This window comes from Pseudarthrobacter sp. BIM B-2242 (assembly GCF_014764445.1).
Classification (GTDB): Bacteria; Actinomycetota; Actinomycetes; order Actinomycetales; family Micrococcaceae; genus Arthrobacter; species Arthrobacter luteus_A.
In genome coordinates this window covers 2247600-2270966 of record NZ_CP061721.1, presented here as the reverse complement: position 1 = coordinate 2270966, position 23367 = coordinate 2247600, and the positions used below count along the sequence as shown (strand labels likewise).

27 protein-coding genes and 1 riboswitch are annotated in these 23367 nt (G+C 65.2%); of the genes, 16 read left to right on the top strand and 11 right to left on the bottom strand.

Annotated features, from left to right (window positions below; translation table 11 throughout):
• Nucleotides 1–6 precede the first annotated feature (6 nt).
• Nucleotides 7–1050, bottom strand: coding sequence for an SPFH domain-containing protein (locus IDT60_RS10380; protein ID WP_164199459.1), 1044 nt, complete (start codon nucleotides 1048–1050; stop codon nucleotides 7–9).
• Between the two features lie 103 nt (nucleotides 1051–1153).
• Here IDT60_RS10380 and IDT60_RS10375 point away from each other — a divergent pair, with 103 nt between their 5' ends.
• On the top strand, nucleotides 1154–1888 hold the full coding sequence (locus IDT60_RS10375) for an NUDIX domain-containing protein (protein ID WP_191079030.1): 735 nt from the start codon (nucleotides 1154–1156) through the stop codon (nucleotides 1886–1888).
• Between the two features lie 212 nt (nucleotides 1889–2100).
• Nucleotides 2101–3033 (top strand): polyphosphate kinase 2, encoded by a 933-nt coding sequence (ppk2, locus tag IDT60_RS10370; RefSeq protein ID WP_164206159.1) that lies wholly within the window; start codon nucleotides 2101–2103, stop codon nucleotides 3031–3033.
• A 51-nt stretch (nucleotides 3034–3084) separates the two neighbouring features.
• On the opposite strand, the gene IDT60_RS10365 is transcribed toward ppk2, so the two are convergent.
• Entirely contained in the window at nucleotides 3085–3843 is a 759-nt protein-coding gene (locus IDT60_RS10365; RefSeq protein WP_164199462.1) for an SDR family NAD(P)-dependent oxidoreductase, read from the bottom strand.
• Between the two features lie 541 nt (nucleotides 3844–4384).
• Nucleotides 4385–4915, bottom strand: a complete 531-nt coding sequence (locus IDT60_RS10360) for a MarR family winged helix-turn-helix transcriptional regulator (protein ID WP_191079029.1) — start codon at nucleotides 4913–4915, stop codon at nucleotides 4385–4387.
• Between the two features lie 128 nt (nucleotides 4916–5043).
• On the opposite strand from IDT60_RS10360, the gene ribA reads away from it, so the two are divergent.
• Nucleotides 5044–6933, top strand: a complete 1890-nt coding sequence (gene ribA, locus IDT60_RS23550) for a GTP cyclohydrolase II RibA (protein ID WP_370590681.1) — start codon at nucleotides 5044–5046, stop codon at nucleotides 6931–6933.
• Between the two features lie 11 nt (nucleotides 6934–6944).
• Here the strand turns inward: ribA and IDT60_RS10350 are convergent, their stop codons facing one another.
• Nucleotides 6945–8153 (bottom strand): globin domain-containing protein, encoded by a 1209-nt coding sequence (locus tag IDT60_RS10350; protein ID WP_191079028.1) that lies wholly within the window; start codon nucleotides 8151–8153, stop codon nucleotides 6945–6947.
• A gap of 129 nt (nucleotides 8154–8282) precedes the next feature.
• On the opposite strand from IDT60_RS10350, the gene IDT60_RS10345 reads away from it, so the two are divergent.
• Nucleotides 8283–9188: a ribonuclease Z gene (locus IDT60_RS10345; RefSeq protein WP_164199468.1), complete on the top strand. Its 906-nt coding sequence runs from the start codon at nucleotides 8283–8285 to the stop codon at nucleotides 9186–9188.
• A gap of 64 nt (nucleotides 9189–9252) precedes the next feature.
• The gene (locus IDT60_RS10340; protein ID WP_191079027.1) at nucleotides 9253–10224 is read left to right on the top strand and encodes a dienelactone hydrolase family protein; all 972 of its coding nucleotides are present in this window, start codon (nucleotides 9253–9255) and stop codon (nucleotides 10222–10224) included.
• A gap of 66 nt (nucleotides 10225–10290) precedes the next feature.
• Here IDT60_RS10340 and IDT60_RS10335 read toward each other — a convergent pair whose 3' ends face one another.
• The gene (locus IDT60_RS10335; RefSeq protein WP_191079026.1) at nucleotides 10291–11127 is read right to left on the bottom strand and encodes a LysM peptidoglycan-binding domain-containing protein; all 837 of its coding nucleotides are present in this window, start codon (nucleotides 11125–11127) and stop codon (nucleotides 10291–10293) included.
• A 3-nt stretch (nucleotides 11128–11130) separates the two neighbouring features.
• Nucleotides 11131–11331, bottom strand: a riboswitch (cyclic di-AMP (ydaO/yuaA leader).
• A 220-nt stretch (nucleotides 11332–11551) separates the two neighbouring features.
• On the opposite strand from IDT60_RS10335, the gene IDT60_RS10330 reads away from it, so the two are divergent.
• Nucleotides 11552–12817 carry a lytic transglycosylase domain-containing protein gene (locus IDT60_RS10330; RefSeq protein WP_223883680.1) on the top strand — a complete coding sequence of 422 codons (1266 nt, stop codon included), beginning with the start codon at nucleotides 11552–11554 and terminating at the stop codon, nucleotides 12815–12817.
• Nucleotides 12818–12850: 33 nt separating this feature from the next.
• On the opposite strand, the gene IDT60_RS10325 is transcribed toward IDT60_RS10330, so the two are convergent.
• Nucleotides 12851–13228, bottom strand: a complete 378-nt coding sequence (locus IDT60_RS10325; protein WP_191079024.1) for a cupin domain-containing protein — start codon at nucleotides 13226–13228, stop codon at nucleotides 12851–12853.
• 218 nt (nucleotides 13229–13446) lie between these two features.
• Here IDT60_RS10325 and IDT60_RS10320 point away from each other — a divergent pair, with 218 nt between their 5' ends.
• The 3 genes from IDT60_RS10320 to IDT60_RS10310 are packed head-to-tail and all read left to right on the top strand — an operon-like array spanning nucleotide 13447 to nucleotide 14832.
• Nucleotides 13447–13821 (top strand): TraR/DksA C4-type zinc finger protein, encoded by a 375-nt coding sequence (locus tag IDT60_RS10320; protein WP_191079023.1) that lies wholly within the window; start codon nucleotides 13447–13449, stop codon nucleotides 13819–13821.
• Nucleotides 13818–14360, top strand: coding sequence for a DNA alkylation repair protein (locus IDT60_RS10315; protein ID WP_164199478.1), 543 nt, complete (start codon nucleotides 13818–13820; stop codon nucleotides 14358–14360). The genes IDT60_RS10320 and IDT60_RS10315 overlap by 4 nt, the downstream gene beginning before the upstream one ends.
• A gap of 31 nt (nucleotides 14361–14391) precedes the next feature.
• Nucleotides 14392–14832 (top strand): DUF1810 domain-containing protein, encoded by a 441-nt coding sequence (locus IDT60_RS10310; RefSeq protein ID WP_191079022.1) that lies wholly within the window; start codon nucleotides 14392–14394, stop codon nucleotides 14830–14832.
• 46 nt (nucleotides 14833–14878) lie between these two features.
• Here IDT60_RS10310 and IDT60_RS10305 read toward each other — a convergent pair whose 3' ends face one another.
• The gene (locus IDT60_RS10305) at nucleotides 14879–15385 is read right to left on the bottom strand and encodes a metallophosphoesterase (protein WP_191079021.1); all 507 of its coding nucleotides are present in this window, start codon (nucleotides 15383–15385) and stop codon (nucleotides 14879–14881) included.
• Between the two features lie 72 nt (nucleotides 15386–15457).
• Here IDT60_RS10305 and IDT60_RS10300 point away from each other — a divergent pair, with 72 nt between their 5' ends.
• Nucleotides 15458–15658 (top strand): DUF1918 domain-containing protein, encoded by a 201-nt coding sequence (locus IDT60_RS10300; protein ID WP_191079020.1) that lies wholly within the window; start codon nucleotides 15458–15460, stop codon nucleotides 15656–15658.
• Nucleotides 15659–15711: 53 nt separating this feature from the next.
• On the top strand, nucleotides 15712–16245 hold the full coding sequence (locus tag IDT60_RS10295) for an NUDIX domain-containing protein (RefSeq protein WP_164199486.1): 534 nt from the start codon (nucleotides 15712–15714) through the stop codon (nucleotides 16243–16245).
• A 6-nt stretch (nucleotides 16246–16251) separates the two neighbouring features.
• Here IDT60_RS10295 and IDT60_RS10290 read toward each other — a convergent pair whose 3' ends face one another.
• Nucleotides 16252–16929, bottom strand: a complete 678-nt coding sequence (locus IDT60_RS10290) for an endonuclease/exonuclease/phosphatase family protein (protein WP_164199488.1) — start codon at nucleotides 16927–16929, stop codon at nucleotides 16252–16254.
• Nucleotides 16930–17103: 174 nt separating this feature from the next.
• Here IDT60_RS10290 and IDT60_RS10285 point away from each other — a divergent pair, with 174 nt between their 5' ends.
• The 4 genes from IDT60_RS10285 (at nucleotide 17104) to lepB (ending at nucleotide 19731) form a co-directional block, all read left to right on the top strand.
• Nucleotides 17104–17889: a thioesterase family protein gene (locus IDT60_RS10285; protein ID WP_191079019.1), complete on the top strand. Its 786-nt coding sequence runs from the start codon at nucleotides 17104–17106 to the stop codon at nucleotides 17887–17889.
• A gap of 71 nt (nucleotides 17890–17960) precedes the next feature.
• Complete coding sequence (locus tag IDT60_RS10280; protein ID WP_191079018.1) at nucleotides 17961–18455, top strand: hypothetical protein; 495 nt, start codon at nucleotides 17961–17963, stop codon at nucleotides 18453–18455.
• Nucleotides 18456–18562: 107 nt separating this feature from the next.
• Nucleotides 18563–19156, top strand: a complete 594-nt coding sequence (locus tag IDT60_RS10275; RefSeq protein ID WP_191079017.1) for a DUF6448 family protein — start codon at nucleotides 18563–18565, stop codon at nucleotides 19154–19156.
• A gap of 14 nt (nucleotides 19157–19170) precedes the next feature.
• Complete coding sequence (gene lepB / locus IDT60_RS23545) at nucleotides 19171–19731, top strand: signal peptidase I (protein WP_191079016.1); 561 nt, start codon at nucleotides 19171–19173, stop codon at nucleotides 19729–19731.
• Here the strand turns inward: lepB and IDT60_RS10265 are convergent.
• The 3 genes from IDT60_RS10265 to IDT60_RS10255 all read right to left on the bottom strand — a co-directional run bounded on the left by IDT60_RS10265 (nucleotide 19658) and on the right by IDT60_RS10255 (nucleotide 22591).
• Entirely contained in the window at nucleotides 19658–21352 is a 1695-nt protein-coding gene (locus IDT60_RS10265; protein WP_191079015.1) for a SulP family inorganic anion transporter, read from the bottom strand. The genes lepB and IDT60_RS10265 overlap by 74 nt on opposite strands.
• Nucleotides 21353–21374: 22 nt before the next feature.
• Nucleotides 21375–22079, bottom strand: coding sequence for an endonuclease/exonuclease/phosphatase family protein (locus IDT60_RS10260; protein WP_191081902.1), 705 nt, complete (start codon nucleotides 22077–22079; stop codon nucleotides 21375–21377).
• 122 nt (nucleotides 22080–22201) lie between these two features.
• On the bottom strand, nucleotides 22202–22591 hold the full coding sequence (locus tag IDT60_RS10255) for a DUF2177 family protein (RefSeq protein ID WP_191079014.1): 390 nt from the start codon (nucleotides 22589–22591) through the stop codon (nucleotides 22202–22204).
• Here IDT60_RS10255 and IDT60_RS10250 point away from each other — a divergent pair.
• Nucleotides 22584–23366: a biotin/lipoate A/B protein ligase family protein gene (locus IDT60_RS10250; protein WP_370590680.1), complete on the top strand. Its 783-nt coding sequence runs from the start codon at nucleotides 22584–22586 to the stop codon at nucleotides 23364–23366. The two genes, IDT60_RS10255 and IDT60_RS10250, sit on opposite strands and share 8 nt — an antisense overlap.
• Nucleotide 23367: the final 1 nt, after the last annotated feature.

The window sequence follows — 23367 nt, the reverse complement described above, 5'->3', positions numbered from 1 at the left end:
GGGGCCCTACTTTTCGAGCCGGCCGGTGGCGCTGGCAGCAGGTGCTCCTGCCCCCGCCGGCTCCCGGAACAGACCCGCAAGCGCCCCGCTGAGGAGATCCGGTGTGATGGTGAGGTTGCCGATGCTGGGGAGTGATCCTGCTGCCTCACGGAGGGCCAGGGCCAGCAGCGTGGCCTGCTCCATGTCCCGGTAGACCTCCATTGTTGCGGCCTCGCGCGCGGCTGCGGCCTCACCGACCAGCCGGATCTGGTTAGCTTCGGCGGTGGTGGTGATGCCCTGGCGTTCGGCCGAGGCACGCGCCTCGATCAGTCCAGCGGCGGCTTTTTCCTCCGCCTGGCGCCGAGCGTTGGCACCCTCCTGGGCAACCAGGTGTTCGCGCCGCGTGGCCAGTTCGATCTGGCTTGCCATTTCGTTCTCGGAGATCGTGCGTTCACGTTCGACGGCGACCGCCCGGCGTTCGTACACGGCACGGTCCGCTTCGGACTGGAGCTGTTCGCGGACCGGCGTCTGCAGGGCCCGTTCGACGTCCGCTTCCGGCCGGACCGCCAGGACCTGCACGCCGAGGATTTCGATGCCGGTGGACAGGAGACGCGCGTCGGTGCGCAGCGCTCCGGTGAGGACAGTGCGGAGCTGGCTCACCCCGCGCTCAAGCGCCTCGGCGAGGGTGGTGGTGGCGATCTGGTCAATCGCGTGGCTCTGGCACAGCTGGCCGATGATGGTGGCCACCTGCTCGCGTCCGGTGGCCGGTGCTGAACCGGCAGGCTGGAGCCCGAAGTCGAGCCGGCTGGATACGGACACGGGGTCGATAAAGCGGTAGGTCACGTTGGCCTGGACGCTGACATCCTGGTGGTCCCGGGTGATGGCGTGGAAGAGCGTGGGCAGTTCCTGGTCATCAACGGGAACCTCGCTGAGCACGGAGTTCGCCGGCCGGAACCAGAACGCCTGGCCCACCCCCTGATGCCTGACCTGGCCTTTTTGCAGGTGGACGACGTAACCGGTGGGGCTGCCCAGGAAGTGGCTGATCCAGGGGTAGCGCTTGATGCTGGCCATGGTGTTCTCCTCTGATCGCTTTTTCGTCAAGCTGACGATAACTAGACGATAGATTCCATGACGACTTATTGTCAAGGTGACGATAAGTATTTAGGATGGCTTCATGCCAGCAACCCACCAGGAGCCCGCGCGCTTTCCGGTAACGGTCGACGTCGTCGCCCTCACCGTGCGCGACGGCGAACTGAGCGTCCTGCTCATCAATCGTCTTTTAGAACCCTTCCGCGGGAAGCCCGCCCTCCCGGGCGGTTTCGTCCTGGCGGGAGAAGAGTTGTTGGAGGCGGCAACCCGGGAACTTGCGGAAGAGACCGGCGTCGAGCATCTCCCCGGCTACCTGGAGCAATTGGGCAGTTACGGTCCCAGGGGACGCGATCCGCGCGGTGACATCCTGACCGTTGCCCACCTGCTTCTCGCGCCTGATTTTCCCGTGCTGTCGGCAGGGAGCGATGCCGAGCACGCAGCCTGGTACCCCGTCCGCGAGGTCCAGAGCGGCACTGTGCAGCTGGCTTTTGATCATGACCGGATCATGGCGGACGCCGTGGAGCGGGCGAAGTCAAAACTCGAGTACTCGCCCTTGGGCGCTGCCTTCTGCGGTGAGGAATTCACCATCGCCCAGCTCCGGGCCGTCTACGAGGCCGTCTGGGATACACGCCTGGACCCGCGGAATTTTCACCGCAAGGCAACAGGGACCCCCGATTTCCTGGAAGACACCGGCCGGATGACGGCGGGCGATACCGGCCGTCCGGCAGCACTTTTCCGGCTTGCGCCGGCAGCCCGCCCGGCACCAGGCCAACCAACAAAGGCCGTCCTCAACCCGCCGATCATGCGGTCGCGTCCGTGAGACTCAAGGTCCGTGCCGAGGGGCGGATCCAGGACCGGCGGCGGACTGGGGGGTGAGCAGCTGCGGTTGTTGGGGGAACAACCGATGCTCGGCCGCCGCCGGTCTACTTAAATTTTACGGCGGATCATCGATGGCGCGCTGCGTAATCAGACACTTTTCCGGCCTGTGTGTTCGTGAGACGATCCGGATATGACCGGGAGGAGAGCTTGGTGATGCTGGACAGGGAGGCATGGCGGCCGGCGGACCCGTGGTGGGTACGGGACAACCTGCGTGAGGCCATTGACCGGCTGGTGCAGCTGGGGTACACGGTGCGCGGCGGCCAGGGCGAGGATCCGGAACTGATCGATCCTGGTGGCTCCGCCATGCAGACCTGGCGTGAGGACTATCCGTACGAAGAGCGGATGTCCCGGGAAGAATACGAACTGGAGAAATACCGGCTGCAAGTGGAACTGCTGAAGTTCCAGTATTGGGGCCAGGACCACGGGCTCAAGAACGTGGTGGTCTTCGAAGGCCGGGATGCCGCCGGGAAGGGCGGCACCATCAAACGCTTTACCGAGCATCTGGATCCGAGGGCTGCCCGGACCGTCGCGCTGGGCAAACCGTCGGACCGCGAGCAGGGGCAGTGGTATTTCCAGCGCTACATCCAGCATTTGCCCACGGCAGGGGAGATCGTGCTGTTTGACCGCTCCTGGTACAACAGGGCCAATGTGGAAAGGGTCATGGATTTCTGCACTGACCGCGACTACTCGACGTTTATGGACCAGGCCCCCTTGTTCGAGAAGATGCTGGTGGACTCAGGGATCCACCTGACAAAGTTTTGGTTTTCCGTGACAAGGCACGAGCAACGCACACGCTTCGCCATCCGCCAGATAGACCCCGTCCGGCGGTGGAAGCTCTCACCGGTGGATCTGGCGTCGCTGGACCGCTGGGAGGACTACACCCGGGCAAAGGAAGAGACGTTTCTGCGCACGGACACGGACCATGCACCGTGGATGACCATCAAGTCCAATGACAAGAAGCGGGGACGGATCAATGCCATGCGCTTCTTCCTGAGCCAGTTCGACTACGACGGCAAGGATGCGTCAGCGGTCCGGCAGCCCGACCCGCTGATTGTGCGCCGCGGGCGCGACGCTGTGGGCGACTGATCCCCGCGGGATACCTCGGCCGACGCCTTAGCCTCCGACGACGGTGTAGCCTCAGATGGCCGTGTAGCCTCCGTCAACAAGGTAGTAACCGCCCGTGATGAAGGATGCTTCCTCCGACAGCAGGAAGCTGACCAGGTGGGCCACTTCCTCGGCTGTTCCGAGCCGGCCCAGCGCGTGCTTGCCTTCGATCACCGAAAGGACTTCGGGGGTCAGGGCGCCCTCCAGTAGCGGTGTCCGGATGTAGCCGGGCCCAACGGCGTTGACGCGCAGGCCCTGGGGTCCGTACTCGACGGCGGCGTTCTTGGTGATTCCGACAACACCGTGCTTGGCCGCCGTGTAGGCGCCGTTGCCCGGGGCGGCGACAGTGCCGTGCACTGAGGCCATGTTCACGATGGCGCAGTTCTCTGCACCGGCCGCCAGCATTTGCGGGATCTGGTAGCGCATTCCATACAGCACGCCGTTGAGGTTGATGCCGACGACTTTGTCCCACTCTTCCAGATCGGTTTCACCGGCGGGCGCCTGCTTGCCGCCGATGCCGGCGTTGTTCACCGCAAGGTGCAGGGCGCCGTACGTATCGACGGCGTGGCGGACCACCATCTCGGAGTCCTCCTTCCTGGCCGTGTCCTGGCGGACCGCCGAAGCCGTACCGCCGGCGTCGACAATCTCCTTGGCGACGCGCCGGGCAGCCTCCAGGTTGATGTCGGTGACAACCACGCTGGCGCGTTTAGTGGCGAGCTCTTTGCAGACAGCTTCGCCAATACCGGAGCCACCGCCGGTAACCAGGGCAACCTTGCCGGTGAACTGTGCCATGTTGAGTTCCTCTCCGTCTGCACCGCAGCATGTCCGCGGTGATTCACCCGTGCGGGTTCTGCTTCACGGTACCGCTGCGCGGCGGACGTTTGGCGCTTTCTTCCAGTCGGGTTTCCGTGACCGCCGCGGCGGCACCGCCACAGTGGCGCCGCCGCGGCCGATAGAAGCAGGCGTGGCAGGAAAATGTGCAGAATGGGACAAAGGCCCCTGATCGGGCTGGCGGTCCGGGTGTTTCATGTGCGTATGAGGGAGCATCAGTGGGAACTGAAGGCCGTCAAGGCCTTCCATACCTTCGCCTGGTTTACCATCGAGGCCTGCATGATTTATGTGCTGTACTCAGGGATCCGGGGCCAGAGCGACCGGAGGGCAGGAAAGGCCGCCGCCGTGGTGGCCGGTGAGACGCTGATCTTCGCGGCGAATGGATTTCACTGTCCGCTCACGCCCTTGGCGCGGCGCCTGGGTGACCCCACCGGGTCCGTCACTGATATCTATTTGCCGAGGTGGTTTGCGCACAATCTTCCGGCAATCCACGTGCCGCTGATCATCCTCGCCGTGATTCTGCATGCCCGGAACCTTGGCTCCTGGCCATGCCCTGCAGGCAGCGGTCCGCGGGGTCGACGGCGCCCATGATGCGCTTGCCGATGATTCCCAGCTGCCGTGATTGAGCCCTGGTAAGTGGATCAAAAACGAGCTTCCGGACGGCTTCCACGTGGCCGGGGGCGGAATCTGCGATCTTCGCCAGCCCCTCGTCGGTGAGTGTGGCCAGCGTAATCCGTCCATCGGTAGGGTCCGTGCAGCGGCTTACCCAGCCGCGCTTCTCCAGCCGACCCACCACCTGGGACAGCCTGGGCAGGCCTGACTCGGTGAAACCCGCAAGATCGCTCATCCGGCGGGTTCGTTCCGGTGCTTCGGACAGGCCGGCAAGGACCATGTACTCAAAGTGGCTCAACCCGGCATCCCGCTGCAGCTGCGCGTCCAGTGCGCCGGGCAGCTTTGTCATCACGCCCACAAGGGTCAGCCAGACCTCGCGTTCGTCACTGTCCAGCCAGCGGGGCTCTCCGGGGTTTTCCATAGGCCAAGTCTACGATATTTACTTCATGGGTGAAGTTTTAAGTCCTCCTAATCGCTTGCGTCGTGAAGTATTGGGCGGTACTGTTTACTTTAATATTCAAGTACTGCCTGCTTTCCAGAGGAGCACAGATGACCGTTATGACCGAGACCGTCGCGCGGCCATATGAACAGCCTGCCACCGTCCGGAGCCAGGTGACTGTCCCGCTACGCTTCCCGGACGGCTTCGCGGCCACCGCTGAGGTCATGACCTTCCACGGCCTGGCCGATGGCAAGGAGCACCTCCTGCTTGGACTGGGCCAGTGGGAACAGACGCTCCTGGACCAGGGGCCCGAAAACGCCGCACCGCTGGTCCGGCTGCACAGCGAATGCCTCACCGGTGACGTGTTCGGCAGCGAGCGCTGCGACTGCGGTCCGCAGCTGCGCGAGGCAGTTGAGCAGATTGCCGCCGTCGGGGGTTTCCTCCTGTACCTGCGCCAGGAAGGGCGAGGCATCGGCCTGTACGCCAAGCTTGACGCGTATGTCCTGCAGGACACGGGCCTTGATACGTACGAAGCCAACGTGGCCCTGGGGCGCGGCGAGGACGAACGGGACTACGGCGCTGCCGCCCAGATGCTTGGCGCGCTCGGCGCCGGCCGCGTCCGCCTCCTGACCAACAACCCGGACAAGGTGGGGCAACTCGCTTCCCTGGGCGTTGAAGTGACGGAGCAGGTCCCCACGGGGGTGCATCTCTCCGACGCAAACCTCCGCTACCTGGAAGCCAAGAAGCATCACACCTCGCACACCATCGAGCTTCCGGGCGAACGCCTACCTGCGGAAAGACCCACTGCCGCAGACCTCCCTGCCGCGGGTGCCGCCGTCCCCACACATGACGAGCTGCTGGCCCGGGTGGACGCGCTCATTCCCCGGCTGCGTGAGCGTGCCGGCGAGACCGAAGAGCTCCGGTGCCTCCCCGAGGAAACCGTTGCCGAACTGAAGGCGGCCGGAGTCTTCCAGATGCTCGCTCCGGCAGCCGTGGGTGGCTTCGGAATGGGGCTTGAAAGTTATGTACAGATGGTGCGAAGCCTTGCCCGGGGCTGTGTTTCCACGGCCTGGACCGTGGGTCACCTCGTAGAGCACGTCTGGATGCTGGCGCGGTGGCCGCAGCAGGCGCAGGACGAAGTGTTCGCCGCCGGCCCGGCCCCCTTGGCTGCCGCAACCGGCGCCCCGCCAGGGGCAGCGGAGAAGGTGCCCGGCGGTTACTCCATCACCGGACGCTGGAGCTTCGCCTCCGGTGTGATGCATTCCGACTGGGCGCTGCTGGCAGTGCAGCACGGCGGTGTCCGGATGCAATGCCTGGTCCCGATGGCTGATCTCGAGTTGCTGGACGTGTGGCACACGGCGGGCCTGCGGGGGACCGGAAGCAATGACCTCCGCGCCGAGAACCTCTTTGTCCCCGCCCACCGCGCCCTGGAATGGAGTCTGCTGGCAGCCGCCGACAATCCGGGCAGCCGCATCCACCCGGACCCGGGCATCCACGTCCCCATGGCCACGTTCCTGAACATGGTTGCCCCGGCAGCTGCTCTGGGAGCCGCCGAGCATGCCCTGGAAGAGTTCCGGGAGCTGATGATGGTGCGCAAGGTCAAACAGACGGTGGAGAAACGCCAGGCCGATTCGCCGCTGGCCCAGGCCAGATACGCGCAGGCCTATGGCCAGGTTGCCACCGCACGGCTGCACTGGGACGAAGCGGTCAGGCTGGTGGCCGCCTCCTTTGACCGGCAGCCGGTCGCCTTCACCGATGCGGAGCGCGCCCGGTACAGGCTCTCCCTCGGCCTGAGCGGCCAGGCTTCGGCTGAGGCTGTCCGGCTCATCCTGACCGGCTCAGGTGGCAGCGTGCACCGCCTGACGCACCCGCTCCAGCGGATCCAACGCGACGTCAACGTGCTGCTCAACCACGCCTCGCTGACCATGGACCCGATCCTGGAACAGGCAGGCAGGGGACTCCTGGACCTCGGATTTACTATTCCGGCGGAGCAGTTCTAGCGGCTTGAAAACTACTGGAAGTCTGCCAGCCACAGGTCCGGGCCGAATACCTCGTACTGGATGTCCCTGGCGGGGACGCCTTTGGCGATGAGGTCGCTCCGCACTGCCTGGAGGAACGGCAGCGGACCGCAAAGATAGTACTCGGCATCTATGGGCAGTTCGACGGCGTTGACGTCCATGAACCCGGTAAAGGAGGACTCCGCCGCCCCCTGGTCACCAGCCCGGTTCAGGAACCAGCTGTGCAGCGAAGCTTCCGACAGGAGGCCGATGTCCTCGGTCACCTGCTGGCGGAGGGGGAAAGACTCCGGGCTGTCGTCGGCATGCAGGAGCATCACGTGCCGCTGGGAACCTGCCTTCACGAGGTGCGAGAGCATCCCGGCCATCGGCGTGATGCCGATGCCGGCGCTGGCCATGACCACCGGCCGGTCAGTGTACTCAAGCACGACGTCGCCGAACGGGGCAGAGAGAACCACTTCGTCGCCCACCTTGACGTCGTTGTGCAGCAGGTTGGACATCTCGCCGTCGGGTGTGGCGAGTCCGTGGACCCTCTTGACTGCGAACTGCCGGTGCTGCCCGTCGTCGGCGCGCGTCAGGCTGTACTGGCGCGGCTGGTGGACACCGTCCTTCATCAGCATTTTGATGGTGACGTACTGCCCGGGCAGCGAGGGCTTGACGTCCCGTTCGTCGGTCCGTTCCACAACAAAGGTGACCACATCCGGTGTCTCCTGGATGCGCCGGGCCACACGCCAGGTCCGCCAGATGGTCTCCGGCGAGAGGTGCACCGCGCCGTAGAGGCCGCGTTCCTTGTTGATCAGCATGTTCCCCATCAGCCAATAGACCTCATCCCAGGCGGCCGCAACCTCCGGCGTGACAGCATCACCGAGCACATCCACGATGGCCCAGAACAGATGGTCATGAACAATCTGGTACTGGTCCGGGCTCAGGCCCAGAGAGACGTGCTTGTGGGCAACCCTGGACAGCAGATGATCGGGCAGTTGGTCCGGCTTTTCGATGAGGTAGGTTGCGAAGGCGGCAATAGACCCGGCCAGGGCCTGTTGCTGACGGCCGTCGGCCTGGTTTCCCCGGTTGAACAGGCCATCGAGCAGGTCCGGTCTCGCGTCAAACATGTGCTTGTAGAACCGTTTGGCAATTTCTTCGATGTTTTCCCCCACCACAGGCAGCGTTGCCTGGATGACGGGGCGGGAAGTGTCCGAGAGCATAATGTGTCCTTCCGTGGTGACCGGCTGAACCAGCTGTGGTCCGGCTTGGCCGTCACAATCTAGCAGTCAGGCAAGGTTCGGAGAAGGGACTTATGGTGGTAGCCGGACCGCAATGGGACACTCGGTTTCATGCGTGAGTTCATTGCCCTCGGCACAGCCTCCCAGGTCCCCACACGGACACGCAATCACAACGGCTACGTGCTGCGGTGGGACGGTGAGGGCCTGCTCTTTGACCCCGGCGAGGGAACACAACGCCAGATGATCCACGCCGGCGTGCCTGCCACGCAGATCACGCGGATCTGCCTGACCCATGTGCACGGTGACCATTGCTTCGGGCTGCCGGGAGTGCTTTCGAGGATGGCCCTGGACGGTGTGGCCCACCCGGTCCACCTGCACTATCCGGCTTCTGGAGAGGATATGGTCCGCGCCCTCGTGTCCGTCAGCACCCCCGGGATCGACCTTAGGCTGCACCCGCACGGCAGCGCCGGCACGGTAGCGCCGGGCCTTCAGGTCCGTCCGCTGAAGCACCGCATTGAAACCTACGGCTACAGGCTGGATGAACCTAATGGCCGCAGCCTCCTGCCGGACAGGCTCGCGGCGGCCGGAGTTCACGGCGCAGACGTGGGGCGCCTGCAGCGTAACGGGGTTCTGGGCAGCGTCCGGCTGGAGGATGTAAGCGTTCCGCGGCGGGGGCAGAGCTTCGCATTTGTTATGGACACCGCACCGTGCGCCGGTGCCGGGGAACTGGCTGACCGCGTGGATTTGCTGGTTGCGGAGTCCACGTTCAGTAACGACGACGGCGGGCTCGCAACTCAGTACTCGCACCTCACCGCCGGGCAGGCCGGGGAGCTGGCGGCCAGCGCCGCCGTCGGGACGCTTATCCTTACCCACTTCTCCTCACGCTACGGCGACGATGTCACCGGGCTCGAGGAGCAGGCGCGGGAGCGCTCGGGCCGTGCAGCCGTGATCGCAGCCAACGACCTGGACCGGATACCGTTTCCGAACCGGCGGCAGGCGCCCGGGGCAGGCCAGTAAGGCCACCCCTTGCGGGACAGCCTGGTTCGGAGCAGGATGTTAGCCTCACGCGAGGAGGCCGGCCATGGTCCAGCTTGGAAAGTTTGAGCGGTACCTGATTGAGGAATTCTTCGACGACTACCGTGCCGGTGAGATGACACACCGCACGTTTACCCGCCGCGTAGCCTTCATCATGGGCAGCATGGCAGCGGCGTCCGCAGCGATGCTGCTGGTGGGGTGCACACCGGAGGAAGTCCCGCGCAGCACAGACCCAATGCCCACGCCCTCGGGTTCCACGACAGGCACTGCCACCGCATCGACGGGACCTGTGCCGGGGGCGAAGAGCCCGTTGTCCGTTCCCGAAGGCGCTGCAGGGCTAACGACGGCGACAGTCCGGTTGGCTGCGGGCGGAACCGACATCAGCGGTTACCTCGCGCGGCCGGACTCCGGCGGAGCAGGTCCGGCCGTGCTGGTCTGCCACGAGAACCGCGGGCTGACACCGCACATCCAGGACGTGGCGCGCCGGTTCGCGAAGGCAGGGTACACCGCGCTGGCCCTGGACCTCCTGAGCAGGGAAGGGGGAACTGCCAGCCTCGATTCGGACGCCGTTTCGGGGGCGCTGACCAAGGCAGGGGCGGCCCGTCATGTAGGCGACTTCGCGGCAGCCTTTGACTACCTCCAGGCCCAGGACTTCGTGGAGTCCGGACGCATTGCCATGAACGGATACTGTTTCGGCGGCGGCATTACCTGGCAGGCGGCTACCGAGCTGCCGGGCCTGAAAGCCACCGCAGCGTTTTATGGTCCGGCTCCGGACCTGAACAAGGTGCCGGCCATCAAAGCTGCCGCATTCGGGGTGTACGCCGAACTGGACCAGCGGATCACCGGCGCGATGCCGGCCCTCCGCGATGCCTTGGCCGCCACCACTGTGACGCATCAGCTCACCGTCTACCCGGGCGTGGACCACGCTTTCCACAATGACACCGGGGAACGCTATAACGAGGCCCGGGCGACCGCTGCGTGGAATGACACGCTGTCCTGGTTTGGGCAGCACGTCTGAGGATGCAGCAGCGGCCGACGGCGGCGGGCGGCTGTGTGCCGACCGCCGCCGTCCAACGGCCTGGGGTCACGCTACGCGGACGAAGGAAGCGCCCTGGAGCCAGCTGATGGAGTGGACCTCGGTCTTGAAACCGTCCACGCCGCCGCTGACAACCTGGCCGTTGCCGGCGAAGACGCCAACGTGACCGGCAGTGATGACAAGGTCACCCGGGGCAGGCGAGCCAACAACGCTGCCGTACTGGTAGAACTGGCCCGGGGCCAGGTCTCCAACGCTCTTACCGACCGAGCGAAGGGCCTTCTCCACCATGGCGGTGCAGTCCTGCTGTACTCCGAGCTGGCCGTAGGCCGCGGCCAGGATTGCCGAGCCGGCAGCGCCGGTCGGGGCCTGGACAGGGGCGGGAGCCTGGACCGGTGCGGAGGTTGACGCCAGCTGGATGCCGGTGTTGGCGGGAGCAGCCGGGGCGGCTGCCGGGGCTGCGGGTGCTGCCGGTGCCGGGGCGGCTGCCGGGGCTGCCTGACCGGCGGCGGGGATCTGGATCTGGTCGCCCGGGTAAATGATCGAGGACAGCGCCAGGCCATTGGCGGCCAGGACATCGTTGAGGGCTACGCCGTTGGCGGCAGAGATCTCGCCCAGCGTGTCGCCGGAGACGACGGTGTGGACATTGGCCGTTGCGGGGGCCGGGGCCGGAGCGACGGCTGCTGCCGGTGCGCTGGACTGTGCCTGAACGTTACCCGTGCCGGAGTTGTCCGGTCCGCTGACCCCGGCGTGGGCCGGAGCGCTGAAACCGAAAAACAGGCCTGAAGCGGCGGCGACAACAAGGGCCGGCCGTCCGATCGTCAGGGCAAGGGACGTAGTAGGGGTGGTGGCGGCACGATGGCGTGCGGCAGTGTACTTCTTGGACATGGTTGATTGCCTCTCCCATGCCTGCGGGGTGAGCTGTCGGGTTCGGGTCGGAGACACCCGGCCGTGCGCCACCGTGCAGGACGGGACGCAAACGACTTAACCCCAAGGCCTCAGCTGAAGCCGTGAAAATGTGGTTCCCCCGTCCCTGCCAGTTCAATTGCGCTGGGGTCCCGGGTCAGCGGCAGGGCTCGGCATACTGACGGGAATGTCCTGGCTTTGAACCAGGGCACCGAACGACCATAGCCGCTGGTTTTCCCAAATGTCACATTCCGATAACGGAATGTAGGGCAAAAACACGCTTGAAGGTGCCAGCAATGTTTCCTGGTTGTGGTAATAGCATCGCAGGTCAGGCCCCGAAACCGATATATGCCCGGTAAGCTCACCAACTATGTGTCCGATCCCACAAAACAGGCGGCCGTCCGCAGTGGCCGCAGTCCTCGTACTGGCCGTCGCCGGTTCGTTATGCGGCACGCCTGCATACGCGGCCGCCGACACCCCGCCCGATGGATACCCCTCATGGCAGGACGTGGAGAAAGCCAGGCAAACCGAGGCCGGCACCTCAGCGGAAGTCGCCAGGATTGGCGACCTGCTGGGCGGATTGCAGACCCGGTCCGAAGCCCTCGGAAATGCCGCCGTCACCGCCGCCGCCGAGTATGCGGTGACCGGGGCTGAGCTTCAGGCGGTCAGTTCGAGGGTGGATGCCCTGGCCGCGCAGGTGGCCCGTGCGCAGGAGGATGCAACCCGTCATAAGAAGGAAATTGGTGCGCTCGCAGCACAGTCGTACAAGACCGGCGGGACAAACATCGGGTTCTTCGTGGCGCTCGACGCCGTGCAGACCAACAGCATGCACGGGCTGAACATCGTCCGGATCGTCAGTGACAAGACGGCGTCCCTGGTCCACAAATCAGCAGAGACTGAGAAGGCGGCGGAGGCGCTCGCCGGCCAGGAGCGCGCGGCCAAAGCCGAACGCGAACGGCTGGCCGGGGAAGCGCAAACGAAGCTGGCCGCAGCCCGGTCGGCCCAGCAGGCGATGTCGCAGCAGGTCGCGGAGCAACAGGAACGCAGCACCGAACTCACCGCCCAGCTCGCCTCGCTCAAGGGAACAACGGCTGCAGTGGAGGGTGAGTTCCGTCAGGGTCAGGCCGCGCTGGCAGCCTTCGAAGTGTCGCAGGCGGCAAAGCGTGCGGCGGCGGAAGAGCAGGCACGCCGCCAGGCAGCGACCGCAGCGATCGCTGCGGCCCAGACCCCGGCGAAGCCAGCCCCGGCCGCCCCTGCCCCGCAGAATCCTGCTCCCGGAGTGCCTGCCCCGGCACCTCCTGCTGAAAGTCCGACGCCAAAGCCGCCGCCCGTCGTCGTCCCCTCTGTTCCGGGCGGCGGGGTCAACGACCCCGCAGGCGCCAGGAGCTACGCTGCCGGGAGGCTGTCCGCCTACGGGTGGGGCCAGGACCAGTTCCAGTGCCTGGCGCAGCTCTGGACGAAGGAATCCAACTGGCTGACCACGGCCACCAACCCGGACTCAGGTGCGTACGGCATCGCCCAGGCGCTGCCGGCCAGTAAGTATGCGAGCGCGGGAAGCGACTGGCTCACCAGCTACCGGACCCAGGTGGACTGGGGACTCGCCTATATCCTTGACCGCTACAATTCACCTTGCGCCGCGTGGAACCACTCGATAATCAGGAACTGGTACTGACCGCCTCCCGCCGCTGACCGATCCCGGCCGCGCTCAGCCGCCGGCCGGCTTGGCGAACTCCGCAGCGCTGAGGAATTCGATGCCGACGAATGGCTGGTCGCCGTCTACCCAGGCGTCATGGCCGGGCGGGATGGTGTACGAATCACCGGCGCTGATATTGATCTGGCTGTCTTCGGTTTTTACCGCAAGGGCCCCGGACACGCAGTACCCCACATGGCTGTTCTGGCACGATTCGGTTTTCACCACCGGCTTGATGCACTCCGACCAGCGCCAGCCGGGCTGGAACGTAAACCGGCCAATGGTGTAATCGCCGAGGTTGACGACGTCCACTTCTGTTTTGTCCGGGCGGCGCTTCTCGTCGGGAGCGTCATGGGATTTCGATGCCAGCTGGTTGACGTGGTTTGTAGGCATGGTGTGCCGGCCTTTTCCTGGGATGGTGCGCTTGCCCGCCGCCTGTCCCTGGCTGCCAGACGGTATCTGCGGCTCTTACGAGTGCCAGCATGCTCCGTGGCGGGACGCTTGTCGATCCCCAATTTCCGCTGGCGCTTCCGCGGGCACTTTCTCGGGCGCGCGATTGTTTGCGGCACAGGATGGGAGAACGGCGGACGGGGCCGCGTTAGGCTTTTCCCATGGCTGACTTCGAACGGTTCCGGGTCCTGCTGGAGGAAGAGCGCGGCAGGAAACTGGCGCTGCTTCCGGCCCTCCGCGCGGACATCTCGTCGGCCAATGCCGCCCGCCAGGATTCCAATGTTGACGATGAACATGATCCGGAGGGTGCCACCATAGCCTTTGAGCTGTCCCAGGCCTCGGCACTGCTGGATCAGAGCAGCGCCGGGCTGGCTGAGGTTGAATCCGCGCTGCAGAGAATCTCCGAGGGCACTTATGGGATGTGTGCCGTCTGCGGCCGGCCGATCGCCGAAGGCCGCCTGGAGGCGCGCCCGTGGACGCCGTACTGCATTGACCACGCCGCAGCCGGACGCCGGGGCCGGCACGGGCACCCATGAACCAGACAGTCCAGGACGCTGCAGGTTTTATTGACGCCACCCTGCAGAACGAGGGCGCCTGGTACCGGGCTGAGGAAGTGGAATCCCGCCTGGGCGGCACACTGGGTTCCTACGGGTCGTCTGTGGGGGCTGTGCGGGGAACCATCCGGGACGCCGGCAGGAAGTTCAAAGGCCTAGGCCACGACGACGTGACAGCGCTGGCATCGCGCCTCTGGGGACAGCCGGGTCCCGGCCGCCGGCCCGTTTATGAGCGCCGGCTCGCCGCCGTGGTCCTGCTGCAGTCACGGGCGGCACTGCTTCGCCACTCCGACCTGACCCGGCTGGAGGGCTTTATCCGGTCGGCACACACTGCCGAGCTGGTGAACCCCCTGACCGCCGACGTCGTTATTCCCCTGCTTGCAGCGCTCGATGGTGCCGACCGCCAGCGGGCCGCCGTGGTGATGGCGCGCTGGCACGATGACCCTGACCCCTGGGTCCGCCACGCGGCGGCCCTGATCGATGGGATCACCGCTGGAACTGCCCGGCCACGCACCGCCTGAGACCACGCACGCCGACGACAAGGAGACGCACATGGAACACCCCTTCAACCTGGAACGCTTCGTTGAGGCCCAAGACAGCGGCGGAACATACCAACAGGCACTGTCCGAGCTGCAACTCGGCGACAAGAGGGGCCACTGGATGTGGTTCGTCTTTCCGCAGGTTGCAGGCCTCGGCAGCAGCCCCACGTCCCGGAAGTACGCCATCTCCTCCCTCGCCGAGGCACAGGCGTACCTGGAGCATGACGTCCTGGGGCCGCGGCTGCTCGAGTGCAGCACGGCAATAGCCGCCCACACGGGGCGCTCCGCCGTCGACATCCTGGGCAGGACTGACGCCATGAAGCTGCACTCCTCCATGACGCTGTTTCTGCGGGCGGCACCCGGCGAGACTGTTTTCAAAACGGTCCTGGCGAGGTTCTTTGACGGCGAACCTGATGCCGCCACCGACGAACTGCTCGCCGCGGCCAGGGACTGACCCGCGCGTTCAGGTCAGCCCTTTTCCGCAGGGCTGCGAAGCCGGATCAGTCCTTCCGGACTTCCACCAGTTGAACCTGCCGCAGGCGTCCTGCGTCGACCAGCGCAGTCATGTACGTGCACACAGGCTGCCTCCGGCGGTCAGTGGGGGAGCCGGGGTTGAGCAGACGCAGTCCCCGCGGCGACGTTGTGTCCCACGAGATGTGGCTGTGGCCGAAAACCAGCACATCCGAATCCGGGAAGAGTTCCTCCGCGCGTTCGTTCCTGCCCTTCGCCGTGCCTGTCTCATGCACCATGGCGAACCGCACGCCTTCCAGCACCACGCTCACTGTTTCGGGAAGCCGCCGGCGGAGTTCCTGGCCGTCATTGTTGCCGTAGACCGCCACGAGGCGGCGGCTCCGCCGTTCGAACCCGTCCAGCAATTCCGTGTTCACCCAGTCACCGGCATGGAACACCACATCAGCGCTGTCGACGGCGGCCCACACCTGGGCGGGCAGTTCACGGGCCCGCTTGGGGACGTGCGTGTCTGAGACGAGGAGGAGGCGCAGCGGCATATCTGAATCCTGCCACGCAGCCCCTGTTACTGCCCGCTGCGGCGTCGTACTCTGGGGCTGGAGGTGATTGCCATGGAGGCAGCGCAGGGCGACAGGATCATCGTTCACGGACGGACAGTCGGCTCGTCGGACCGGCACGGGGTGATCGTGGAAGTTCGCGGTCAGGAAGGACACCCGCCGTACGTCGTCCGCTTCGACGACGGACACGAAACTGTAATGTACCCCGGCGGTGATTTCGCCGTCGAACGCGTTCAGGGAGGCCAGCCGGGCTGAGCCAGTGTGACAGGTGCCCGGCACAGCGGCCGGGCACCTGTCAGACTGGAGCTATGGATCACTCCCTGACTGTCACGACCCCTGACGCCAACCGCCAGTCTCCGCCGCCGCACAAGGGTCCGCGGAATCCCGGTGATGCATGGGTGGAGGGGGACCGCGGCAGGTTCTGGGGCAGGTTCGGCGCGGCAGGTGTCCTGGCCTACGATCCCCGCAAGGGGGTCCTCCTCCAGCACCGCGCCCTGTGGAGCCACAACGGCGGAACCTGGGGGCTGCCCGGCGGTGCCCTGCACCAGGGTGAGGATGCCGTGATCGGCGCCCTCCGCGAAGCATACGAGGAGGCTGCTGTGCCGGCGGATAATGTGGACGTGCTTTGGACCTCGGTGCTGGACCTCGGCTACTGGAGCTACACCACCGTTGTGGTCCTGGTGACTGAGCCCTTTGATCCCGTGATCAGCGATCCGGAAAGTCTCGAACTGGAGTGGGTCCCGCTGGATGACGTGGAAGGCAAGGAACTGCATCCCGGTTTCGCCAAAGCCTGGCCGGATCTGCGGCCCGGCCTCCTGAATCATTCGGGGCGTGGCCTGTAGCCGGCGTCAGTGGTCTTCGCCGTACTCAGCATTAACCAGGATGGGCAAATGATCGGACTTGCCCCGCGGAAGGGTTTCAACGCTTGTGATGTCCAGTCCCAGTGACGTGGCAAAGTCGAAGTGCCCCTTGAACACCTTGTAGCGGGTGTAGGTCCGGCGGTTGCTGAGCGAGAGCGCGTACCCGGAGTTCTTCATGTGCGCGTGCAGGTTCCTGGTGAAGAACGGGTAGTTGAAGTCGCCAACCATCAGTGTCATCAGGCCGCTGCCCATGCTGAGCAGCTCCGCATGGGCGGCGTGGATCTGTTTCCGGCGCAGCGAATTTGACGCGGTCAGCGGCGCCGCATGGAACGAGCCGATCACCAGCTCGTGCCGGGTCTCGTTGTCCACTACCCGCGTGCCGATCAGGCGTTCATGGGCTGGTGCAAGCACCCTGTCGTGGACGGATTTCTTCAGAGCGAATGACTGCGTGTCAAGCGCCGTGAACCGGCTGCTGCGGTAGTAGATGGCCAGGCCCAGCCGGTTGCCCTTGGTGGTGTCCGCCAGGTGCAGCGGCCCCAGCGTGTCCGGCAGGTCGGCCGAGTCGACTTCCTGGAGGCACAGCGCGTCGATGGCAAAATTCCGTGCAAGCGCGAGGAGTTCGCCGCTCGCTTTGTGCTTGCGAAGGTTGTAGCTGATGACGCGCATTGGTGGGAGCACCTCGCTTCGAGGGTCGCGGACAGGGCCAGTTTCAGAGTCTAGCGCCAGAGCTTTCCTCTGGCCGCCTGTTTCTTGTCGTCTTTGCCTCCCTCGTCACCCCGGCTCCGTTGGCACCGGGTTAGAGTTAATATTCATTCACCCAACCGTCAGAAGGGGTCACCGTTGACCAAGGAACTGCCTGAGCTTGCCCAGGGAAACTTCTACTACGAGTCGCTGGGCGACGGCCGCTTCCGTTCCACCATCCACGCCCAGGGGGCATGGAACGAGCACGAACAGCACATGGCGCCGGCCGCAGGACTGATGGCTGACAGCCTGGAGCGGCACGAGCCCCGCACGGACATGCGGATGGCCCGGTTGAGCTACGAGATCCTGGGCCTCATTCCCGGAGGCACCTTCCACATCGAAACCACCACGCTCCGCCCCGGCCGGACCATTGAGCTGCTGCAGGCAGAACTCGTGGCAAACGGGCGTGTGGCCATCCGGGCGACAGCATGGCGGATGATCACCAGTGACACGTCGGCGGTGGCCGCCGTCGAGGACATCACTATCCCCGCGCCGGATGACTGCAAGCCGTTCGACGGCGCCGTCATCTGGCCCGGCGGCTACATCCGGTCATTGGAGATGCGCGTGGCCGAGGGGCACCGGCACGGAGCCGGCACAGTGTGGCTGAGGACCGGGCACCCGCTGACGGACAAGGCGGACAGCAGCGACTTTGTCCGCCTGATGGGCCTGGTGGACACGGCCAACGGGATCGCCGCCAGGGTTATGCCGGGCGAGGGGAGCTATGCCTTCCCCAACCTGGACCTGCAGATCCACATGTCCGCAGGCCCGGCGGCCAGTGGCTTGGGCTGGACAATGCCGTCTCCTTCGGCACCGACGGTATCGGCCTCACGTCCACTGTCCTCCATGACCTCCAGGGACCCTTTGGCCGTGCCGAACAGATCCTGACCCTCCGCCGTACCTGACCTTACTGAACGAACTCCACAAGAACCCCGTCATTCCATCACGCAGGGACGCTGATGCTGGCCGTCACATCAAAAGTTAAAGTTCCAGGGCTGACAGGCCAGGATGTCAGTGACTTCATGATGTCCTGCACGGATGAGCAGTACCGTCAATGGTGGCCGGGCACCCACCTCCGGCTTCATGTGCTCAACGGCGCCACGGGCGGCGAAGGGGATGTCATGGTGATGGACGAATTCGTCGGCCGGCGCCGGTTGCGCCTGCGCGGAGTTGTGGAGGCCTTCGAGCCGGGACGGCGGATAGTGTGGCGGTTTCATAAGATCGTGCCTCTTCCTGCGAGGTTGTCCCTGGTGTTCTCGCCGACACAGGACGGCGTGTGTGTGCAGCACACCGTGACAGCCGGCTGGCCAGGGATCGGACGGGTGCTGGATCCGCTTCTGCGGCTGTACTTCACAGCCGAATTCACGGCGGACCTGGACGACCATGTGCGAATCGAATTGCCCCTGCTGCGTAACTACCTCCGTGACCGGCCCAAACCTGAAACCCATGATTGAGGCCCGGTCCCGTGGATTGTTGGGCGAGGGTCAGGGACTGGTCGAAGCGGTGAGATCGATGCACACTGATAGCACCTGCCGGTCCCACTCAGGTGAGGAGAAGACACGTGACGGCTCTGTTCCTGGTTCTTATTGCATCCGTGGTAATCATTGCGGTGGTGGTCCTCAGCCCGGTGCGGGCCAGTGCGCACTGCGACACCCTTGACGGGCCCGCCGCCCAGGACGGCAGGCGGGCGCTGGCGACCGGCAATCCCAATCACGCCCTGAAATGGATCGACGCAGGCCATGAGGGCGAGCTGCTCGAGATTTTCACTCTCGCGAAGGCGGCACGGGCACACGGTCAGGAAGCTCAACAGGTTGCCGACCGCTGGTTCCTGGAGAATCTTGTGCGCATCCACCGTGCTGGTGAAGGCGAACCCTATACGGGCCTGAAACCTTCGGACGGGTCCATCGATGAAAAGGTGCTTGCCGCGGACCGCTGCGTCGAAACCGGAACCCTGCGGGCCTTGGACGGCCTGATGCCGGCTGAACGACTCCGGCAATTGGAGGCGCCCCTGGCGACGGTGCTGGCGCACAGGAATTACGACGTGGACGATCTTGACGCCGGCCGGGCCTACGTCGGTGCCTACGTCAGCTTCGTCAAGCTTGCTGAAGGCGAGGAAGCCGGCGGCCACCACGTACACGCCGGACACGGGCACTGACGGGATGGTGGCCCGTGGTTGTTGAGCCGGCCATTGCTTCAGCCGTCGTGCTGGCCGCCTTGCTGGCCGCCGTCCTGGCCGGACTGGCGGTTCGCCGGTGGCTGGTGTTTCTGACGAAAATAGAGTCGGTGTCAATGGTCCCCGCCCTGGCACCGGGACGTTACGTGCTGACCCGGCGTCTGACGCATCCGGGGCTGATCCGGCGCGGAGATGTCCTTGTGGTCAGTTCCCAGGAGCTGGGCCGAACCGTCGTTAAGCGGGTCCTGGGACTGCCCGGGGAGCAGGTGGTGATCGAGGCCGCCGGCGGCATCCGGGTCAATGGACGACTCTTCCCCGAGCCCTATGTTATGCACACCGGAGGCCCGTGCGGCACTTTCCGGATCCCGCCCGGGCACCTGCTGCTGCTTGGCGACAACCGCGCCTGCTCCAGCGACGGCCGGCATTGGCAGGCTCCCTATCTGCCCCTGGATGCCGTCCAAGGGACAGTTATTATGGGTGGATCTAATCCATTCCTGTCGCTTCCCGGTAAGCGCGGACGGCGTTGTGGACAGTGGGATAGAAATGGTCTGCGCTGAACCTTGAACTGGCGCCGAAGCGGACCAGACGGTCCTTAATGGGTCCCTTCATTTCGGCAAAGACCAGGCTAATGCCTTCCCGGGCAAGTTCATCGTCCAGTTGCACCACCTCCTCAAGTGCAGTTGTGTCCAGGCCGGTGATGGGCTCGGCGGCCACAAGCACCCATTTCACCGGCCACGGGGCACCGTCCACCAGGCTGCGGATGTGGTCCGCGAACACTTCGCCGTTGGCAAAAAACAACGGGGCGTCGAAGCGTGCGATCACCAGGCCCTCAACCCGCTTCCCCTCAGGGTGCCGGTCGAGGTCGTGGAAGCCGGGGATGCCGTCAACGCTGGCGAGTTCGGTCCGGTACGGATCCCAGGCACGCCGGACGAAGGCCACCAGGGACAGCCCGATCGCCACCACGATTCCCTCCAGGACCCCCACAAAGGCGACGCCCAGGAAGGTGACCACCAGCAGGAGCGTTTCCATCCGGCTCATCCTGACCAGCCGGATGAGCGTCTTGACGTCTACGAGCGACGCAGCGGCGACGATCACCACGGCAGCGAGCGTCGCGGTGGGCAGGAAAGCCGTGATGCCCGGGATGAGGATCATGAACAGCACCACCAACAGAGCCGCTACCACTCCGCTGAGCGGTGACTTCCCGCCGGCATCGAGCACAATGGGCGTGCGCGATGAGCTTCCGCTGACCGGGAAGCCACTGAGCAGGCCGGTGGCAATGTTGGCGATCCCCAGTGCGCCCATTTCCTCGTTGCCGTTGACTCTCAGTCCGCGCCGCGCCGCGAGGCTCTTGGACAGAGTTGAGGTGTCCGCGAAGGCGATCAGGGCGATGCCCGCTGCCGGGCCCAGGAGCGAGAGGACATCGTCCATTCCAATGCCACCCAGGGAAGGGTTAGGAAGTCCTTGCGGCAGTGCGCCGACTATGGGGAGTTGTCCGGCCAGTCCCATGGCTGCCACCACGGCGATGGAGCCTGCCACGGCAATCAGCACGCTCGGTACTTTCCATGGGAGGAATCGTCCGGCCACAATGACGGCCAGGCTCCCTGCTCCGACGGCCAATGCGACGGGGTTGATGCCGCCGCTGAGGACGGCCCCGGCCAGGGAGCCGAGGCGGTCCACCAAGGAATCTCCGGAGCTGTCGATGCCCAGCAGCCTCGGAAGCTGGCTGACCGTGACGGCCAGCGCAATGCCGTTCAGGTAGCCGACCCGGATCGGTTTGGAGAGCAGGCCGGTGACGAATCCCAGATTGAACAGACGCCCGGCAAACAGGAAAGCGCCGATCAGGATAGCGAGGACTCCTGCCATGGGCACGGCCTGCTCCGGGTCACGTCCGGCCAAGGGAAGAATTGCGGCGGCGATCATGGGTGCCAGCGATGAGTCAGGCCCAACTATGACCACCCGTGACGGTCCGAACAGCGCGTAGAAGATCATCGGCACCACGGAGGCGTACAGCCCGTTTACCGCCGGAAGGCCGCTGGCCTCGGCGTAGGCCATGCCGGCTGGCACAAGGGCCGCGCTCAAGGCTGCCCCGGCCACCAGATCAGGCTTCAGCCAGGCCTTCTTATAGCTGCGGGCCACGCCAACGCCAGGAACCGCCCTGCTGATCCAGTCGCGCCGCACGCCCGCCTCCAAACAGATTAGGTCAGGAAGCCAGGGGCTCCTGCGCGGGACTTGATTCCTGACCGTATTCGGCCGTGACCAGGATGGGCAAGTGGTCGGAGGCGCCGCGGGGCAGCGTTTCCACGTTGTCAATGTTCAGGCCCAGGGAGGTGGCGAAGTCGAAGTGGCCCTTGAACATTTTGTACCGCGTATACGTCCGGCGGTTGCTCAGGGAGAGTTCGTAGCCGGAGTCCTTCATGTGTTCGGTGAGGTTCTTCGTAAAGAACGGGTAGTTGAAGTCACCCACCATGAGCGTCATCAGGCCCGTCCCCATGCCCAGCAGCTCCTTGTGCGCCGCGTTGATTTGGTTCCGCCGCAGCGAGTTGGTGGCCGTCAGCGGCGCGGCATGGAACGAGCCGATGACAAGCTCGTGATCGGTCTCGTTGTCCCGAACCCGGGTGCCGATCAGCCGCTCATGCGCAGGGGCCAGCACCATGTCATGCAGTGACTTCTTCAGCGCAAAGGTCCTGGTGCCGTGAGAGGTGAACCGGTCCTTGCGGTAGTAGATGGCAAGCCCGAGCCGGTTTCCCTTGGTTGAATCGGCCAGCTGCAGCTGACCCAGGGTGTCCGGCAGGTCGGTGGTGTCGCATTCCTGCAGGCACAGCGCGTCCACGCCGAAGTCCTCGGCCAAGGCAACCAGCTCCCCGCTGGCCTTGTGCTTACGAAGGTTGTAGCTAATGACTCGTATCAGTGGATTGCCTCTCCTGAGGGAGTATGTGGGGTTGCATCCGGTTTCCGAGTTTAGTCACCGGGCGATGGGATAAAGCGTAAAAGTCCGTTCGTGTCAGGCCGCTTTTGCCGGGAGTACCGTCAGGTGGTGCGGAACACCAGCCAGCCTGCGAGCGTGGACAGCGCGGTTAGTACGGCGCCCCAGAGGATGTCCACCACGATGAGCTGTAGCGGCCACGTCTTAAGCGTGGCGGCGTTGGTGAGGTCATAAGTGGCGTAGGCGAAGGCGCCCAGGGCCGCTCCGTAGCCGAGGGCAGTCAGCCAGCTGCCGCCGTCGAGCGCCGGCCGCAGTGCGAAGAAGAGGATCCCGGCGATGTACATGACATAGAAAGCCACGGCGTAACCTAAGTGTGGCTTGTCAGCGAGCAGGTCACCGATGTGGCTGCGGTAGAACGGGTTCATTGTCTTGAGCCAGATGGCATCAATAACCGCGAATGCCGCGGCGACAACAAGGAATTGCAAAATGAACATAAGGGAGCTTAGCAACATGCGGGACGTCGAAGCGGGACTCCGGACGCTCACCGTGGTGCGGCAGGATCATACGCTGGGCGCCGCCCGGGACCTGGAATTCGGCCTCGAACTGCTGGCCATGGCGAAGACCGGCAGGATCGGCCCCACCCTTCGGCTGTACCGTCCGGCCCCGACTGTCGCCTTCGGCCAGCGCGACACCCGGCTGCCGGGCTTTGATGCGGCCGCCCGTGCCTGCCGGGACCACGGCTTTGAACCCCTGGTGCGGAAAGCCGGCGGCCGGGCTGCCGCCTACCATGAGGGCACCCTGGTGGTAGACCACATCATGCCCGACGCGGATGCGATAGCCGGTTCCCGGAGCCGGTTCAGTTTCTTTGGTGAGCTGCTGGCCAAGGCCCTGCGGAACGTCGGGGTGCATGCCGCCGTCGGGGAGATCCCGGGCGAGTACTGCCCGGGGGAGTACAGCGTCCACGGCGCCGGCACCGCCGACCCCGCGCACCGGATCAAACTGATCGGCACCGCCCAGCGTGTGGTGAGTGGCGGCTGGCTGTTCAGCTCAGTGATTGTGGTGGAGAACTCCGCCCCCATCCGCGCTGTCCTGACGGACAGCTATGCGGCGCTGGGCCTGGACTGGGACCCGGCCACTGCCGGGGCAGCGAACGATCTTGTACCCGGGCTCACTGTGGGGGCTGTCGAGGATGCGGTGCTGGCCGAGTACGCGGGCCACGCTTCCCTGCGCCACGCCGACTTCAGCAGCGTGTACGGCAGGGAAGCTTAGA